The organism is Gluconobacter sp. P5B12, assembly GCF_018812035.1.
GTDB lineage: Bacteria > Pseudomonadota > Alphaproteobacteria > Acetobacterales > Acetobacteraceae > Gluconobacter.
Genome location: NZ_JACRVV010000003.1, coordinates 243507 through 260153, shown reverse-complemented (window position 1 = coordinate 260153; position 16647 = coordinate 243507). Strand labels below are relative to the sequence as shown.

The window sequence follows — 16647 nt, the reverse complement described above, 5'->3', positions numbered from 1 at the left end:
CTGGATTATCATGCTCGAAAAAAGTTTTGTTCCCGCTGATCATGAAACGTCTCTCTACGAAAGCTGGGAGAACAACGGGGCTTTCCGTGCCGACCCGAGTGCACCGGGAACGCCATTTTCGATCATGTTTCCGCCACCAAATGTCACGGGCACACTGCATCTCGGTCATGCCCTGACATTTACCCTGCAGGACATTCTAATCCGCTGGAAGCGTCAGGAGGGCTGCAATGTCCTGTGGCAGCCAGGAACTGACCATGCTGGTATCGCCACGCAGATGGTTGTCGAACGCTCACTCGACAAAGAAGGCGTCAGCAGAACCGCTCTGGGCCGCGAAGGCTTTCTTGAGCGGGTGTGGGAGTGGAAAGAGCAGTCCGGCGGGGAGATCGTCCAGCAGCTTCGCAAACTGGGTGCTTCTGCAGACTGGGACCGCGAGCGCTTCACCATGGACGAAGGGCTTTCACGCGCCGTCCGCAAGGTTTTTGTACAGTTGCACCAGGAAGGGATCATTTATCGTGATCGGCGCCTGGTAAACTGGGATCCAAACTTCCGTTCCGCGATTTCCGACCTTGAGGTTGAGAACCGTGAAACCAAAGGATCCATGTGGTACATCCGTTATCCGCTCGAGGACGGACGTACGATAACGGTTGCAACCACGCGCCCTGAAACGATGCTGGCAGACGTTGCGGTTGCCGTTCACCCTGAAGATGAACGCTACGCCGACATGGTGGGCAAGTTCGTTACGCTCCCGCTAACGGGTCGCCGTATTCCTGTTGTGGCAGATCTCTATTCCGACCCTGAAAAGGGAACCGGCGCCGTAAAAATTACGCCGGCTCACGACTTCAATGACTTTGAAGTGGGCAAAAGACACAATCTGTCTGCGCCCACGATGCTGGATGAAACAGCCCATATCTGGCTCGATGAAATCCGCACCGAACTGGCAGATGTTGACGGCTTGTCGTCCGTAGCGTTTGTGGAATCGCTCGCAGGCCTAAGCCGGGAAGAGGGACGCAAGCGCATTGTTGCTGAACTCGAGCGTCTTGAGTGGCTTGAAAAAATCGAACCACATAAGCTTCAGGTCCCTTATGCCGAACGCGGTGGAGCTATTGTTGAGCCGCGCCTGACATTGCAGTGGTATTGCGATGCGAAAAAGCTTTCCGGGCCAGCCGTAGAGGCGGTGGAAAGTGGTAAAATCGTTTTTGAGCCAAGGCAGTGGCAGAACACGTTTTTCGCGTGGATGCGAGACATTCAGCCATGGTGCATCAGCCGCCAGCTCTGGTGGGGGCATCGTATTCCGGCCTGGTATGGGCCGGATGGCAGTGTTTATGTCGCTAATACAGAAGCTGAGGCCCAGGCCCAGGCCGGTGATGGCGTTCCACTGACGCAGGACGAAGATGTTCTCGACACGTGGTTCAGTTCCGGCCTCTGGCCCTTCACAACACTCGGCTGGCCGGACAAAACGCCTGAACTCGCTCACTATTACCCAACAAGCGTTCTCGTTACTGGCTTTGACATCATCTTCTTCTGGGTCGCCCGGATGATGATGATGGGCCTGCATTTCATGGACGATGTGCCCTTCCGAACGGTCTTGATCCACGGTCTTGTCAGGGACGAAAAAGGGCAGAAAATGTCCAAGTCCAAAGGTAATGGACTGGACCCTCTGGATCTGATTGCAGAGTTTGGTGCTGATGCAACCCGTTTGGCAATCTGTGCGGGCACAGGCCCGGGACGTGACATCAAACTGGGTCGCAAGCGCGTAGAAGAACACCGTGCATTCGTCACCAAACTCTGGAATGCATCCCGTTTCCTCGAGATGAATGGTGCACGACCAGTCGCGGACTTTGACCCAACGACTGTGCAGAGCAGCTTGGGGCGCTGGATCCTTTCAGAAGCGAACACTGCGATTGCGGACGCACAACAGGCTCTCTCGAACTATCGGTTCGATGAGTACGCTAACTGTTGTTATCGCTTCGTCTGGAGCTGCTTCTGTGACTGGTTCGTAGAGTTCTCCAAGCCCGTCTTCGCGGCAGAAAATGATGAGACAATCGAACTCCGCGCAGTTAGCGCGCATGTTTTAGGCCTGATTCTGCGCCTCATGCAGCCCGTGACACCATTTGTAACAGCCACTCTCTGGAAAGAACTGGGTTACTCGGGGGACTTCACTTCAATCCGCTGGCCTGAAAAGATGCCGGTCCAGAATGCAGAGGAAGCCCGTGCAGAACTGGATTGGGTTGTACGCCTGATCAGCGAAGTTCGTACGCTGCGCTCTGAGATGAACATCCCCCCGGCACAGAAAGCACCGCTGATTTTCCGCGATGTTTCGCCCGAAAATCTCACTCGTGCAAAGACATGGGCTGAAGCCATCGGCCGCATGGCGCGTGTCTCTGAAGTCGATATTTTCCAAGGCGAAATACCGAAGAATGCCGCTCAGATCGTGCTTGATGAAGCGACAATCTTTATCCCGCTGGAGGGCCTGATTGATCTCGATGCAGAACGGGGACGCCTTGCAAAAGAGATCAGCAAGAACGAAAGTGAAATCATCAAGGTCCGTCGCAAACTGGACAACGCTGATTTTGTTGCACGTGCAAAGCCGGAAGTGGTTGAAGAAAACCGTCAGCGCCTTGAGACCTTCGAGCATGATCTCGAACGCCTCAAGGCAGCCCTTGCGCGGCTTGGCTAAGCCTCCAAAGCTTTTCCTGATTGCTCTGGCAATGGTGGTCTCACAGATCCCCATCGCCAGAGCCACAGAACTTCCTGTCGGATCGAGCTCCCAGAAAGCCATTCTGTATGGTCGATCTCTGGACATAGACACGTTCCGACCAGCCGATTGCCGTCTACGTGTCATCCTGTTCGTAATGGCCGCCAAAGACCGTGATAACGAGGCATATCGCGATCAAAGTATTCCGCTTGCACGCGCAGTCTGCGGAGTTGTCTTTGCGCCGTCTTTTCCTCTGAAGCAGTTTCCTACCTGGCAATATCAGCGCGGTGGTTTTCCTGTACGCCAAGGCGAACTGCCCGCAGCGACCCTGATCAAGCCCATGGAACAATGGGCATGGGACGAAACCCAGCAGCCCAATCTTCCTATTATTCTGATTGGACATTCAGCCGGCGCACAGTTTCTGGACCGTGTGGCGGCATATGCTCCGGCAAATGAAGTCGAGATCATCCTCATGAATCCGGCAACATATGTAGAGCCGGAAGCTGAGAGCCCGGTCCCTTATGGGTTCAATGGCTGGCCGGAGAATACTCAACAGCAATCCATCAAGCGTTATCTGGCTGAGCACCTCACCATTTTGCTTGGCTCGGATGATGTGGAAACGACGCTTGAGGCTGGTCGTATTGCACAGGCCATGGGGCAGGGACGCAACCGTCTGGAGAGAGGGCAATGGGCCTACGCCCAAGCCAGAGAAGAAGCCTACCGGCTTGATGTCCCGTTTAACTGGGACATCGATATCGTACCCAACACAGGGCATGACGGGCCAAAAATGTTGGCCTCTCCCGAATTGAGAGAGGCCGTAGAGCGGGTTATCAGCCGCGTGTCTTCACGATGATCTGAGACAGATCACGAACAGCGCCGTTGGCAGCGCTTGTTGTCATCGCCGCGTAAGCCTGCAGGGCGCGGGATACGACACGCGTGCGGTTCGGCTTCCAGGCATTTTCGCCACGGCCATTCATGGCTTCACGGCGGCTCGAGATTTCCGCATCTGAAATATCAAGACGCATCGTCCGGTTTGGAATGTCGATCACGATGCGATCACCATCTTCTACCAAGCCGATCACACCGCCTTCAGCAGCCTCCGGCGAGACATGCCCAATGGAGAGGCCTGAGCTACCACCCGAGAAACGGCCATCCGTCACCAGAGCGCAGACTTCAGCCAACCCTTTGGATTTCAGATAGCTGGTCGGGTACAGCATTTCCTGCATCCCTGGACCACCGCGCGGCCCCTCGTAGCGGATAACAACGACATCGCCAGCAACGATCTTGTTCCCAAGAACAGCGGCAACAGCATCGTCCTGACTTTCAAACACGCGAGCCGTACCCGTGAAGGTCAGAATGTCTTTGGCCACGCTGGCAGTTTTCACAATCGCGCCGTCTTCCGCGAGGTTACCGTACAGAACGGCCAGCCCACCATCCTGCGAGAAGGCATGAGCACGGCTTCGCAGGACGCCATTCTCACGATCCGTATCCAGCTCATGGTACTGGCTGGACTGTGAGAAGGCATGAACGGTGCGCACTCCACCAGGAGCGGCCTTGAACATTTTAACCGCTTCTTCGCCGCCATTCATGATGTCCCACTTCTGAAGGGCATCAGCCAATGTGGAAGCATGGACGGTTGGAAGAGATGTTTGCAGCAGGCCTGCACGATCGAGTTCGCCCAGAATGGCTGGAACACCGCCCGCGCGATGCACGTCTTCCATGTGAACGTCTGCTTTGGCAGGCGCGACTTTGCAAAGATGCGGCACCTTGCGAGACAGACGGTCAATGTCTGCCATGTGGAAATCCACTTCACCTTCGCGGGCAGCAGCCAGCAGATGCAGTACGGTGTTCGTTGATCCACCCATGGCAATATCCAGCGCCATGGCATTCTCAAACGCACTCCGGGTTGCAATGCTGCGCGGCAGAACGGAGGCATCGTCCTGCTCATACCAGCGACGTGCCAGCTCAACTGAGAGACGACCAGCCCTCAGAAACAGATCGCGACGGTCAGCGTGAGTTGCCAGCAGAGACCCGTTACCAGGCAGCGCAAGACCCAGCGCTTCCACAAGGCAGTTCATGGAATTGGCCGTAAACATACCAGAGCATGAGCCACAGGTCGGGCAAGCTGAGCGCTCGATCTGTTCAGATTCACTGTCCGTCACGTTCGGGTTCGCCGCAGCAACCATCGAATCTACGAGGTCCAGCTTGCGCTCAACACCTGGGCCATTGAGCTTGCCCGCTTCCATGGGGCCACCAGACACGAACACAACTGGAATGTTCAGTCGCAGGGAGGCCATCAGCATACCCGGCGTGATCTTGTCGCAGTTGCTGATGCAGACAATGGCATCAGCACAGTGCGCGTTCACCATATACTCAACGGAGTCAGCAATCAGCTCTCGTGAGGGCAGGGAATACAGCATTCCGCCGTGTCCCATGGCGATGCCGTCATCCACAGCGATCGTGTTGAATTCTTTGGCGACGCCACCGGCTTCCTCAATGGCAGATGCCACGAGAGAGCCCATGTCTTTCAGATGCACATGCCCAGGAACAAACTGGGTGAACGAGTTGGCAATCGCGATAATAGGCTTTCCGAAGTCACCGTCCTTCATCCCCGTTGCGCGCCAGAGCGCACGCGCGCCAGCCATGTTGCGGCCATGGGTCGTGGTACGGGAACGATAGGCAGGCATCAGAACAGAACTTTCATAACGACAGGAGCCATGCTCCATAGCGAATCAAACAAAAAAAGAACAGTGCAGGAAAGATATGAAAAGCACTCTCTCCCGCTCTTGCTAGATGGGAACACACAAGGCCAAAATCCATCCAAAGATCAGGAGCCTTTTGTGAAACGTTATCTTCTCAGCCTTGGAACGGCTCTTTCCATTGCCTGTATCCCTGCCGCACTGGCTGCCCCGGCATCTGCTGGACCCGCCGTCACGCCAGACATGATCCAGACCGGAAACGACATTCCAGCTCATGCTGCCCTGCCAACTGATCAGCAGGACTACATCAAGCGTGACATCATGATTCCCATGCGGGACGGAGTGAAGCTCCATACCGTGATTGTCATTCCCAAGGGAGCAAAAAACGCACCAATCCTGCTCACGCGCACACCATATCATGCCAGTGAGCGCCTGAACCGAATTCCCAACGCGCCAACCATGCGTGAAATTTGCCCTCAGGGCGATGGGGTCTTCGTCGAGGAAGGATATATCCGCGTTTTCCAGGATATTCGTGGAAAGTACGGGTCTCAGGGCGACTACATCATGACCCGTCCGCCGATCGGTCCCCTCAATCCCACCAAGACAGACGATACCACCGATGCGTGGGACACAATCGACTGGCTCGTGAAAAACCTTCCGGAAAGCAACGGTCGCGTTGGCATGACTGGCTCTTCGTATGAAGGCTGGACCGTTGTGATGGCATTGCTGGACCCACATCCAGCCCTCAAAGTGGCCGCTCCGGAAAGCCCGATGGTGGATGGCTGGATGGGCGACGACTGGTTCCACTACGGCGCGTTCCGTCAGCCTGGCCTCGACTATTTCACCATGCAGATGAGCGAAGCCGGTGAGGGGCCGACAATTCCTCGCGCAGATGCCGACGATTACACCAATTTCCTGCAGGCTGGCTCAACGGGGGCATTTGCAACCAAAGCAGGGCTGAACCAGTATCCGTGGTGGAACCGCCTGAAAGCACACCCATCCTACGATGCGTTTTGGCAGGAACAGGCGCTTGACCAGATCCTGGTCCGCAAGCCTCTGAAGGTCCCGACAATCTGGGAACAGGGCCTATGGGATCAGGAAGACATGTGGGGGGCGATCCATTCCTGGATGAACCTCAAGGCTCACCACACACAGGTCCCAAATATTCTCGTCATGGGACCCTGGCGCCATAGTGGCGTTAATTACGACGGATCGACGCTGGGTCCACTTCACTTTGAAGGTGACACGGCCCTTTGGTATCGCTCCAACGTCATGCGTCCATTCTTCGATCATTATCTGAAGGATGGCGCTGACCCGCATCTTGATGAAGCGATTATCTACAACACGGGCGAAAACCACTGGGATCATTTCCGCAACTGGCTCGCAGAGTGTGACACAACCTGCATGATGCGTGGGGAGCGTCTGTATCTTCAGCCTGACCACGGCCTGTCATTCAAACGGACACTGCCTGGCACGGATGCTTATATCTCTGATCCCGCGCATCCTGTTCCTTTCATGCCACGCCCCTACAACGCAGGGGATTCACGCTGGAAAGCATGGCTTGTTACGGACCAGCGCTTTGCCGAGAGCCGCCCGGACGTTCTGACTTACGAAACTCCCGTTCTGGACGCGCCCGTCCGCGTGTCAGGCGTCCCGACCGCCGATATTTTCGCTTCCACGACCGGCACGGACGCCGACTGGGTTGTAAAAATCATCGACGTACAGCCTGGCGTTACGCCGGATCGTCCGGAAATGGGCGGGTATGAGCTTCCAGTTTCGATGGACATCTTCCGTGGGCGCTATCGCAATGACTTCGCGCACCCATCGGCCATACCCGCAGGACAAATTCAGGAATACAAGTTCACGCTACCGGCGGTGAACCATGTTTTCCAGAAGGGCCATCGGATTCAAATCCAGATCCAGTCTAGCTGGTTCCCGCTTTATGACCGCAATCCGCAAAGCTTCGTTCAGAATATCTTCGACGCGAAAGCATCGGACTATCACTCTGCAACCCAGACCATTCATCGCGGCGGCAATGCTGCAAGCGCAATCTGGTTACCAGTAGTGAAATAAGGAAGAGGCCTCCCCATATGGGGAGGCTATCGTCTCAGGAGACTCAGTTTATGAGTGCACACTCTTCCATTCTTCTTGGTGCAGGCTGTTTCTGGTGCGTGGAAGCCGTCTATACCGGCCTGCGCGGCATTATCTCGGCAGACCCGGGCTATGCAGGCGGCCATGTCGATAATCCCTCCTACGAAGCTGTTTGTACCGGGAACACCGGACATGCAGAGGTCGTGAAGGTCGTGTTTGATCCAGCGGAAATTTCTCTAGCAGATGTCCTGCGGGTCTTTTTCACGACCCATGACCCCACGCAGCTCAATCGGCAGGGCAATGATGTCGGGACGCAGTATCGCTCTGTTATTTTCGGAGATGCCGACCAACAGCGTGTTGCCCAAGAAGTAAAGGCCGAGATCACCGAAGAGCAGATCTGGCCCGCACCGATTGTCACGTCCATTGAAGGACCGGCGCATTTCTGGCGCGCCGAGGAAAAGCACCTAGACTATTTCGCCCGCAATCCGGAAACGGCTTATTGTGCGGCTGTTGTAGCCCCCAAGGTTGCCAAGGCGCGCAAGCTATACCGAGACCGTCTCAAAACACCGGCCTGAAGGGTTTTCTGCTTCTGCTGAAAGGCAGAAGCAGATCCTATTCTTCCGTTTCCAGATGGAAGCGGTCTGACTCTTCATCATAATCGAACAGTTCAGCATACCGTGCCCAGCCGATAGCTGTTGTCAGTGTCTGCTGGGCATAATCGGGAGACATGTTCTCTTCGAGAGCTTTGCGGAAGCGATTGGCATCCACCACATGGTTCGGCCGCTCATCCAACGTGCTTCGAATGACACGAAGAAGCGGCAGATAATGCAGGAGCGCCGTGCGCATAATATCCCTGCGGGCATCGGCGTCTCCCTCGACGAATGATCGTCCATCATCCGTGAGAAGAATGTCTCCATCTTCCAGTTCTGCAAGATCAAGCAGTTGCAGGGACTCTCCCAGCGGCAGAAGATCATCGAGCGTCATCTGCAAACGCTGACCAAGTTCCGGAAGATCCGCGCGGCCTGAGAGCGGCTCTCCACTCAGAACTTCCATAAGACCAACCAGCACTTCAATCTGAAGGTCTGGCAATACAATGGACAGAGGCGGCAACGCAGCAGCGGATACACCAACCGTAGTATCGACTTCCGAGACGATCGGAGCGCGCCGTGTCATGAGGGTGTAAATCTGGTCCACGAAGCTCCGAAAATCAGCGCCCTCCCGATTTCGCGGATGAGGAAACGGAACGGAAATTTCGTGCGTCACCCGTCCTGGGCTGGACGAGAAAATCAGGATCCGGTCACACATTAACACGGCTTCTTCAATGCCATGTGTCGCGAGTATCATCGCATTGAGCGACGAGAGGCGTTTCTCTGCCCAGAGTTCAATCAGATCCGTTCTTAGATTTTCCGCACTCAGAACATCGAGGGCAGAAAAGGGCTCATCCAGCATGAGAAGAGAAGGTTGAAGCGCCAGTGCCCGTGCAAACGAGGCACGTTGGCTGAGGGCTTCAGATAACTCCTTGGGATAGGCGTTTTCGTATCCCTCAAGTCCCATGACTTCAATCGCGGCACTGGCACGCGTTTCCCGCTCAGAACGGGATAAGCGCTGCGCTTCAAGCCCCAGCAACACATTCTGTCGAAGGGTCAGCCACGGAAACATCGCGCCCGACTGAAAAACTGTCGCCACCTTTTCCAGTGGGCCAGCTACAGGCTTGCCCTCCCAATAAACCTTTCCCTCAACAGGAGGCGTTTGTCCGGACATGATCCGCAAGAGAGAAGACTTGCCAGAACCGGACCGGCCAAGAAGCCCAAGGATTTCACCAGGACGCACATCGAAACTGACCTGATCAAGCACCACAAGATCAGCATTGCTGTCCTTCTGGTAAATCTGGCGGCAGTCCTGAAGGCTAAGCAGGGAATAGATCATCGGATTGCATATTTCTGTGCGGCGTAAACCGCGAGGGGCTGAAGAACAAGACGATCAAGCAGCATGGAAAGAAGCGTGAGAAGCATAAGAATAACGATCTGTGCGCCGATTTGCCCCTGAAGCATATCGGCCAGGAGCGTCGCACCCAGTCCGCTATCAGAAGGCACAAACGCCTCAGCCACCATCACGGCATCCCAGATTGGAACAGCGGCCAAAAGCAGGCCTCCACACAGATCAGGTGCAATGGCTGGTAAGATCAGGCGCTTCCACAGCAGAACGCCTTTAAGCCGCAGTCCGCGCGCAACCTGCCTGAACGGCGCCGGAATAGCCTGAATGGCATCCAGTACCGTCCCACCCGTGAGCCAATGCGCACCAAGGAACAGAAGAACAGCGGTGGGAACGACATCCAGCCCACGGAAAGCAGGATAAAGAAGAACGGCCGGGAAAAGCGAGCCTGCCAGAATAATCATTCTGCTGCCCCGAAAAATACCGGCTCCAGCATCAAAGAAAAATAGAGCCAGCGGTAACCAGAGCACGATGCACAGAATAAGAGCCCCGCAAACATGCAGAAGCGTCAGAACACTCTCAAGCACATCATAGGGCAGACGTGTCGCCAGATGGCTCTGCGCAATGGCGAGACCCAGAAAGAGTAGGGAGGCCGCAGGAATAAGCCAGCCAGGCACCGGTAGGGATTCCGGGGAGGAGGGTTGAACGTAGCGCATCGTCCGGCCGATCCGGCAGTTACCGATCCCGCTAATGAGCGTGTGCAAACTCACACTAACACCATTCAGAAGACCTGTTTCTCTCCAGAGCTGAAGCATCCATGAGTGGGTACGTTTTTTCTGTGGCTGAGGACCATCCAGCCTGTACCGCTGCGCCCATCCGGTCATAGGCCTGATCAGACACTGGTCCATGATCACGATCAGAAGAACCGCGCAGACGCCAGCCTCCAGAAACCAGCTCAGATGATGGGTTTCAAGCGCCACCAGTGCCTGCGCCCCACACCCTCCGACGTCACGCCGCATCAGTAGGGTCATAAGACCCTCCACACACAGCAGGCGAAACCATAACCCCGGAATGGCCTGCACAGCACGGAACGTCACCAGAGGGATGGCAACCGGAACCTGCAACCGCCAGAAGTGCTGCCAGCCCGTCATACGCAGGCCCGTGGCGACTTCTTCAAGCTCGACTGGAAGCGTGTCCTGGGCATCGAGAAGAGCCGTCAGAACACGCCAGATCATATTGAACGCCGTTGCCGCTACAATCACGACAAGGGGAGGAAAAAATAGAAGTAAGAGCCCCGTCAGGCCAAGCCCCGGAACAGCGCGCGCAACAGAGAGTGCAGGCACCAGAATACTGCGAAACCGTGGAAACTGCCGCGCCGTACCTGCCAGCACGAGCGACACCACAACGACTGTCGTCAGAGCCAGCACCGCGTGGAAGACAGTCCAGGCGACTTCCTGCCAGATCGGGAATGCCGGCTTGAGTGGCAAGGGCAGGGCACCCGGAACCCAGACTGCGCTCTTCAGCAGGAAAAGACACAGACCCGTCATGGCAAAAAGAATTGATAACTCTACGCCACTCATACGCTGTCGCCAGCGATGCATGACGCGAATGGGCATGGCCAGCGGGCTGCCCGTCATGATGACTGTCGTCCTCCCGGTTTCATGATGACCGAGAGTAAGGAAGGTTCTTCCGGAGGCTCAAGTGTTTTCTGCATGTCCTAAAGCGTCTCAGTGGCCTGTGCTGCCAAAACCGCGTGCACCGCGATCCGTTTCATCCAGAGAAGAAACTTCCTGCCACTTCAAACGGGACACCGGCGCCAAAACCCCCTGAGCAATGCGGGTGCCACGCTCTACCGTGAAGGGCTCACTCCCGGCATTCATGACAATAATGCCAATTTCCCCGCGATAATCTTCATCAATCGTGCCAGGAGAATTTGGGAGTGTAATGCCGTGCTTCAGAGCCAGGCCAGACCGTGGGCGGATCTGAAGTTCGTACGCAGAGGGCAGGGCAATGCATAACCCTGTGGGAACAAGTGCACGGCCACCCGGTGCGATGACAATGGGTTCTGCAATCGCAGCAACAAAGTCAAAACCAGCGGCGCCAGAGGTGGCGTAAGCTGGCAGAGGCAGCCCCTCGGAATGAGGAAGGCGTGTAATCCGTACATCAATAAGATCGGTCATCATGAGGCCTTTCTTATCTTGGATTTTCAGGGGATTGAAGAGATGAAGACGTCAGAAATCCGCTGTACCAGCCTCCCGGCAACCTGAGACTTGTCCATTTCAGGCCAGGTTTCGATGCCTGTCTCAGTGATCAGGCTGACCAAATTTCTGTCTGCTCCAAAGACGCCGCGACGCACATCGTTGGCCACCAACCAGTCACATCCCTTGCGCTGACGCTTGGCCACAGCATTCTCGAGCACGTCATCAGTTTCCGCGGCGAAGCCGACGATCAGTTTCGGCCTATTTGCCAGTCGACAGAGAGTTGCAAGGATATCCGGGTTTTCCATCAGTTCGAGAACAGGTGGCCCTTCACTGGTCTTCTTGATTTTAGCCTGAGCCGCTGCCTTTGCGCGCCAGTCACTGACTGCGGCGGTGCAAACGGCAATTTCGGCAGGAAGCGCGGCTTCACACGCCCCTAACATCTCACGTGCCGTCTGAACCTTTACGCAGACGACACCTGCCGGGACGGGCAGAGTAACCGGACCACTGACAAGTGTTACTTTTGCGCCTCGCGCAGCAAGAGCGGCGGCAATCGCATAGCCCTGCTTGCCAGAAGAGTGATTGGAGAGAAACCGGACAGGATCCAGAGGTTCAACTGTTGGCCCCGCAGTAACAAGAGCATGTCTGCCGGCCAAAGAATGATCTGACGCCAGCGCCTCTAGGATTGCGTCCCGAATGACGTCAGGTTGGCTCAGACGCCCCGGACCAAACTCCCCACATGCCATACCACCTTCATCGGGGCCTACGACCCGCACGCCACGCTCTTTCAGAAGGGCGAGGTTGGCCTGTGTCGCGGGATGCTCCCACATGCGCACATTCATGGCAGGAGCCAGCAGTATAGGCGTCGTGGTGGCTAAAAGAAGCGTTGTGGCCAGATCATCGGCCATGCCATGCGCCATACGGGCCATGAGATTGGCTGTAGCCGGGCAGACCACGACAAGATCCGCACTGCGTGCCAGAGCAATATGGCCAATTTCGCTCTCCTGCGTGGGAGCAAAGAGCGCATCATGCACCCGCTCCCCAGACAGAGCTTCAAGACTAAGAGGTGTAAGGAATGCTTTTGCCGCGTCCGTCATAACCGGTGTCACGGAGACATTGTCTGCCTTCAACAGACGCACCAGCTCCAGCGCCCGATAAGCAGCAATGCCTCCGCCAACAATCAGCAGAACGCGGCGCATCAATTACAGACGCCAACCGGAGTGAATGGCAGCAATACCGCCAGACAGGTTGCGATACTGAACACGCTCCAAACCTGCATTCCGCATCATCTGAGCAAGTGTTTCCTGGTCAGGGAACATACGGATGCTCTCGGCAAGATACTGGTAGCTCTCAGCGTCCTTGGCGATCAACTGTCCCATCTTTGGGAGAACCTTGAAAGACCACGTATCATAGACAGGCGAAAGAGCCGCAATTTCGACACGAGAGAATTCAAGACAGAAGAAGCGTCCACCAGGCTTCAGAACACGACGCGCTTCACGAAGCACTGCATCCTTGTCGGTGCAGTTCCGCAGACCAAAAGCGATAGTCACGCGATCAACAGAACAGTCGGGCAGGGGAATCGCTTCGGCGTCGACAACACACACTTCAATCTGGCCGATCAGACCAGCCTTAATTGCGCGATCACGCCCGACGGACAACATCGCCGAGTTAATGTCAGAGAGAATGGCCGGGCCACCGCCCGCACGCAGCCAACCGAATGTGATGTCACCTGTACCGCCAGCCAGATCCAGCAGCTTCATGTTCGGACGGGCACCGAGCATGCCCACGAAAATCCGCTTCCAGACGCGATGGATCCCCAGCGACATGACATCATTCATGATGTCATATTTGCCAGCGACGCTCTCGAACACCTCCCTGACCATGGTCTTCTTCTGGTTCCGCGGGACATTGCGGTAACCAAAATCCGTGGTGTCTCCGGTCTGCTCGGAAGACGGGAAGGGCGGGACGTTATGTTCAGCGCTATCGGTCATGGGGCAATCGATATATCTTTGTGACCAGTCATGCCAGAGCTTCCAGAAGTCGAAACCGTCATGCGTGGGTTCCAGGATGCCTTTCAGGGGCAGAGGATCCGTCACGTTACTGTCAACCGCCCTGACCTAAGGTGGCCATTTCCCTTGGATCTCCGGGAAAGGCTTGAAGGGCAGACAGTGCTCTCCTTTCATCGTCGCGCCAAGTATATCCTGATGCGCGTCGAGAACGGATGGAGCATGATGCTGCATCTGGGAATGTCCGGCAGGCTGCTCCTTGGGCAGTCAGGCATGAATACGACTCCGCCCAAACATGAGCACCTTGTCCTGCAAACGGAAAACGGAGCACGCGCTGGCCTCGTTGACCCACGCAGGTTCGGCATGGTGGATGTGGTTCCCACACATCAGGAAAACGCACATCGCCTTCTGAGCGGCCTGGGAATCGAGCCCTTATCCGCGAATATGACTGGCGCGTATCTTCATACGGTCATGCAGGGTCGCCGCACGCCGATCAAAACAGCGCTTCTGGACCAGAAGCTGATTGTGGGCCTTGGCAATATCTATGTGTGTGAGGCGCTGTTCCGAAGCCATATCCATCCCGCACGCGCGGCCACAACGCTGACAGAGGCAGAAGCCAACAGTCTTGCGAATGCCATTCGAACTGTTCTGGAAGAGGCCATCGCGTCAGGAGGCTCCTCTTTAAGAGACTACGTTCAGGCTGACGGGACGAAAGGGGGATTTCAGGATCTCCACCTTGTTTATGGGCGGGAAGGCGAGACATGCCGCCAGTGTGGGGCAGGCTCCACCATTTCACGCATCACCCAAGCGGGGCGTTCGACATTTTTCTGCGCAAACTGCCAGAAATAGTGGCCTCCGCCCCATTGGTGGCAGTGTGTATAAAATGTGTAAAACGCTTGACGCCGCCGCTCATGACGGGTAGAGGGCGCCAATCATTTTCCGCGACAAGACCGCTAACTGAACCGAAAGATCCATGGCAAATACAGCTTCTGCCCGTAAGCGCATCCGTCAAAACGAACGTCGCCGCGAGCGCAACGTCGCCCGCATGTCCCGTATGCGTACCTTCATCAAGAAGGTCGAACAGGCCATCCAGTCCGGCGACAAGACGGCTGCTGCCGAAGCATACAAGGTTGCACAGCCTGAAATGCAGCGCGCTGCCGGTAAGGGTGTCGTTGCAAAGAACACGATCAGCCGCAAGCTGTCCCGTCTTTCTGCCCGCATCAAGTCTCTCGCCACGGCCTGAGACCCTTTGCAGGGTTTGAACTGAAGAACGCGCTCTCTCACGGGAGCGCGTTCTTTTTTGACTATATGGCAACACCCCTCTGCAGCACTTCTGAACCTTTCGTGTTCCAGCTTGCTTCGGTCTGACCAGAAGCCTATCCTGTCAGATCAAGTCAGTGCCAGAGGCTCTGTTTTCTCCGGGAAGCGTCAGCTTTTTCTGAAGCGCCATGCAGCTTGTGTGGTCACTTCCCGTTGAGGACGTATTCACCCTGCGCGCAGGGAATCAAGACAGACGCCCCGCAATTCCCGGGGCCGAAATGAAAGGGGGTACCATAGGTGGAAAACGCTCAGTATCTGGACGCCAGCGCCTCCGCCCCCGGCTCGTCGAGCCCGCTGGAAACTTCCTGGCACAGGGTTCGCGAGAAGCTGAAGGGCGAGGTCGGTGAAGTCGAATACCGCACCTGGCTTCGTCAGATCGTTCTTGGCCCACTGGAGGATGGTGAACTCATCCTTTATCTGCCGACGCGCTTTCTGAGAGACTGGGTTCGCAGCCAATACGAAGAGCGCCTCCAGACCCTGTGGCGCACCGAACGGCAGGACGTGCAGGGCATTGAACTGCAGGTCAAACGCGGCCTACCTGAAGTCCTTCCATCAGTTGAGACGGACGGTGACAGCGTCATCGAGGAAGTGACAGCGCAGGTCGCAACCAGTCATGAGGTTCGCAGCGATCTTGCTGTTCCGCTGGACCCACGCTTTTCTTTCGATACGTTCATCGTCGGCAAGCCAAATGAGTTTGCCTATGCCTGTGCACGTCGTGTGGCCGAAAAGCCATCCAGCCCCGGATTTAATCCGCTCTTCCTGTATGGTGGCGTAGGCCTCGGCAAAACGCATCTTATGCATGCCATTGGGTCTGAGCTGACAAAAACGGGCAATGTCTCGGTTGCCTATATGTCAGCTGAGAAGTTCATGTATCGCTTCATCGCGGCGATCCGCTCGCAGTCCACCATGGAGTTCAAGGAACAGCTTCGTTCCGTGGACGTCCTGATGATCGACGATCTTCAGTTCCTGATCGGCAAGGATAATACGCAGGAAGAGTTCTTCCATACGTTCAACGCCCTTGTTGATGCCGGACGTCAGATCATTGTCAGCGCCGATAAAAGCCCATCCGATCTGTCAGGGCTTGAAGACCGCCTGAGAACGCGGCTCGGCTGCGGCATGGTCGCAGATATTCATGCCACCACCTTTGAATTGCGTATTTCCATTCTGGAAGCCAAGGCGAAAGCCTCAGGCACGCATGTTCCGTCAAAGGTGCTTGAGTATCTCGCCCACAAAATCACATCGAATGTTCGTGAGCTTGAAGGCGCACTGAATCGCCTTGTCGCACACGCCGATCTGGTTGGGCGCCCTGTCACACTGGATACGACGCAGGATGTCCTCAAGGACATGCTGAAAGCGCATGACCGTCGCGTCACAATCGAGGAAATCCAGCGCAAGGTTGCCGAGCACTGGAATATCCGCCTGACGGACATGTCCTCCGCGCGCCGTGCACGTGCTGTTGCTCGCCCACGGCAGGTGGCAATGTTCCTCGCAAAGCAGCTGACAAGCCGCTCTCTTCCCGAGATCGGACGCAAGTTTGGCAATCGTGATCACACAACCGTCATGCATGCGGTCAATCGCGTTGGTGAACTGATGGAGCAGGATCCGTCCTTTGCAGAAGACGTCGAACTTCTGCGCCGGATGCTCGAAGGTTAAGGAAGACGACAAGTCGCCTTCGGTGCCTTTCACCGGAGGCGGCTGTCTGCTAA

At 56.0% G+C, this 16647-nt stretch carries 13 protein-coding genes; 7 read left to right on the top strand and 6 right to left on the bottom strand.

Going from position 1 to position 16647, the window contains the following annotated elements; genetic code table 11:
* Positions 1 to 10: 10 nt before the first annotated feature.
* Together KP702_RS07995 and KP702_RS07990 are read left to right on the top strand one after the other, a co-directional pair.
* Positions 11 to 2677, top strand: a complete 2667-nt coding sequence (locus tag KP702_RS07995) for a valine--tRNA ligase (protein WP_202207414.1) — start codon at positions 11 to 13, stop codon at positions 2675 to 2677.
* Complete coding sequence (locus tag KP702_RS07990) at positions 2634 to 3548, top strand: hypothetical protein (protein ID WP_237389941.1); 915 nt, start codon at positions 2634 to 2636, stop codon at positions 3546 to 3548. Before KP702_RS07995 ends, KP702_RS07990 begins: the two co-directional genes overlap by 44 nt.
* Here KP702_RS07990 and ilvD read toward each other — a convergent pair.
* Positions 3526 to 5382, bottom strand: coding sequence for a dihydroxy-acid dehydratase (gene ilvD, locus KP702_RS07985; RefSeq protein WP_202207413.1), 1857 nt, complete (start codon positions 5380 to 5382; stop codon positions 3526 to 3528). The two genes, KP702_RS07990 and ilvD, sit on opposite strands and share 23 nt — an antisense overlap.
* Positions 5383 to 5535: 153 nt before the next feature.
* Here ilvD and KP702_RS07980 point away from each other — a divergent pair, with 153 nt between their 5' ends.
* Together KP702_RS07980 and msrA are read left to right on the top strand one after the other, a co-directional pair.
* Positions 5536 to 7467, top strand: coding sequence for a CocE/NonD family hydrolase (locus KP702_RS07980; RefSeq protein ID WP_202207412.1), 1932 nt, complete (start codon positions 5536 to 5538; stop codon positions 7465 to 7467).
* A gap of 50 nt (positions 7468 to 7517) precedes the next feature.
* Positions 7518 to 8060: a peptide-methionine (S)-S-oxide reductase MsrA gene (msrA, locus tag KP702_RS07975; RefSeq protein WP_215768747.1), complete on the top strand. Its 543-nt coding sequence runs from the start codon at positions 7518 to 7520 to the stop codon at positions 8058 to 8060.
* Positions 8061 to 8097: 37 nt separating this feature from the next.
* On the opposite strand, the gene KP702_RS07970 is transcribed toward msrA, so the two are convergent.
* From KP702_RS07970 to KP702_RS07950, 5 genes are all read right to left on the bottom strand, one after another.
* Positions 8098 to 9411, bottom strand: a complete 1314-nt coding sequence (locus KP702_RS07970; RefSeq protein WP_099212431.1) for an AAA-associated domain-containing protein — start codon at positions 9409 to 9411, stop codon at positions 8098 to 8100.
* Positions 9408 to 11054: an ABC transporter permease subunit gene (locus KP702_RS07965; RefSeq protein ID WP_215768746.1), complete on the bottom strand. Its 1647-nt coding sequence runs from the start codon at positions 11052 to 11054 to the stop codon at positions 9408 to 9410. The genes KP702_RS07970 and KP702_RS07965 overlap by 4 nt, the downstream gene beginning before the upstream one ends.
* Before the next feature lie 90 nt (positions 11055 to 11144).
* The gene (gene dut, locus KP702_RS07960; protein ID WP_046901511.1) at positions 11145 to 11600 is read right to left on the bottom strand and encodes a dUTP diphosphatase; all 456 of its coding nucleotides are present in this window, start codon (positions 11598 to 11600) and stop codon (positions 11145 to 11147) included.
* A gap of 23 nt (positions 11601 to 11623) precedes the next feature.
* Positions 11624 to 12814, bottom strand: a complete 1191-nt coding sequence (gene coaBC / locus KP702_RS07955) for a bifunctional phosphopantothenoylcysteine decarboxylase/phosphopantothenate--cysteine ligase CoaBC (RefSeq protein ID WP_202207409.1) — start codon at positions 12812 to 12814, stop codon at positions 11624 to 11626.
* Positions 12815 to 12817: 3 nt separating this feature from the next.
* Positions 12818 to 13606 carry a class I SAM-dependent methyltransferase gene (locus tag KP702_RS07950; RefSeq protein WP_064273224.1) on the bottom strand — a complete coding sequence of 263 codons (789 nt, stop codon included), beginning with the start codon at positions 13604 to 13606 and terminating at the stop codon, positions 12818 to 12820.
* 30 nt (positions 13607 to 13636) lie between these two features.
* Here KP702_RS07950 and mutM point away from each other — a divergent pair, with 30 nt between their 5' ends.
* The 3 genes from mutM to dnaA all read left to right on the top strand — a co-directional run bounded on the left by mutM (position 13637) and on the right by dnaA (position 16594).
* Complete coding sequence (gene mutM, locus KP702_RS07945; protein ID WP_215768745.1) at positions 13637 to 14470, top strand: bifunctional DNA-formamidopyrimidine glycosylase/DNA-(apurinic or apyrimidinic site) lyase; 834 nt, start codon at positions 13637 to 13639, stop codon at positions 14468 to 14470.
* Positions 14471 to 14594: 124 nt separating this feature from the next.
* Complete coding sequence (gene rpsT / locus KP702_RS07940; protein ID WP_046901507.1) at positions 14595 to 14864, top strand: 30S ribosomal protein S20; 270 nt, start codon at positions 14595 to 14597, stop codon at positions 14862 to 14864.
* A 314-nt stretch (positions 14865 to 15178) separates the two neighbouring features.
* Positions 15179 to 16594: a chromosomal replication initiator protein DnaA gene (gene dnaA / locus KP702_RS07935; protein ID WP_046901506.1), complete on the top strand. Its 1416-nt coding sequence runs from the start codon at positions 15179 to 15181 to the stop codon at positions 16592 to 16594.
* Positions 16595 to 16647 lie beyond the last annotated feature (53 nt).

Bases quoted from the DNA above. Each gene is read 5' to 3' on its own strand.
- KP702_RS07990 (WP_237389941.1), top strand. From the start codon at position 2,634: ATGATCTCGAACGCCTCAAGGCAGCCCTTGCGCGGCTTGGCTAAGCCT.
- rpsT (WP_046901507.1), top strand. From the start codon at position 14,595: ATGGCAAATACAGCTTCTGCCCGTAAGCGCATCCGTCAAAACGAACGT.
- KP702_RS07950 (WP_064273224.1), bottom strand. From the start codon at position 13,606: ATGACCGATAGCGCTGAACATAACGTCCCGCCCTTCCCGTCTTCCGAG.
- dut (WP_046901511.1), bottom strand. From the start codon at position 11,600: ATGATGACCGATCTTATTGATGTACGGATTACACGCCTTCCTCATTCC.
- ilvD (WP_202207413.1), bottom strand. From the start codon at position 5,382: ATGCCTGCCTATCGTTCCCGTACCACGACCCATGGCCGCAACATGGCT.
- msrA (WP_215768747.1), top strand. From the start codon at position 7,518: ATGAGTGCACACTCTTCCATTCTTCTTGGTGCAGGCTGTTTCTGGTGC.
- coaBC (WP_202207409.1), bottom strand. From the start codon at position 12,814: ATGCGCCGCGTTCTGCTGATTGTTGGCGGAGGCATTGCTGCTTATCGG.
- KP702_RS07965 (WP_215768746.1), bottom strand. From the start codon at position 11,054: ATGACGGGCAGCCCGCTGGCCATGCCCATTCGCGTCATGCATCGCTGG.
- KP702_RS07970 (WP_099212431.1), bottom strand. From the start codon at position 9,411: ATGATCTATTCCCTGCTTAGCCTTCAGGACTGCCGCCAGATTTACCAG.
- KP702_RS07995 (WP_202207414.1), top strand. From the start codon at position 11: ATGCTCGAAAAAAGTTTTGTTCCCGCTGATCATGAAACGTCTCTCTAC.
- mutM (WP_215768745.1), top strand. From the start codon at position 13,637: ATGCCAGAGCTTCCAGAAGTCGAAACCGTCATGCGTGGGTTCCAGGAT.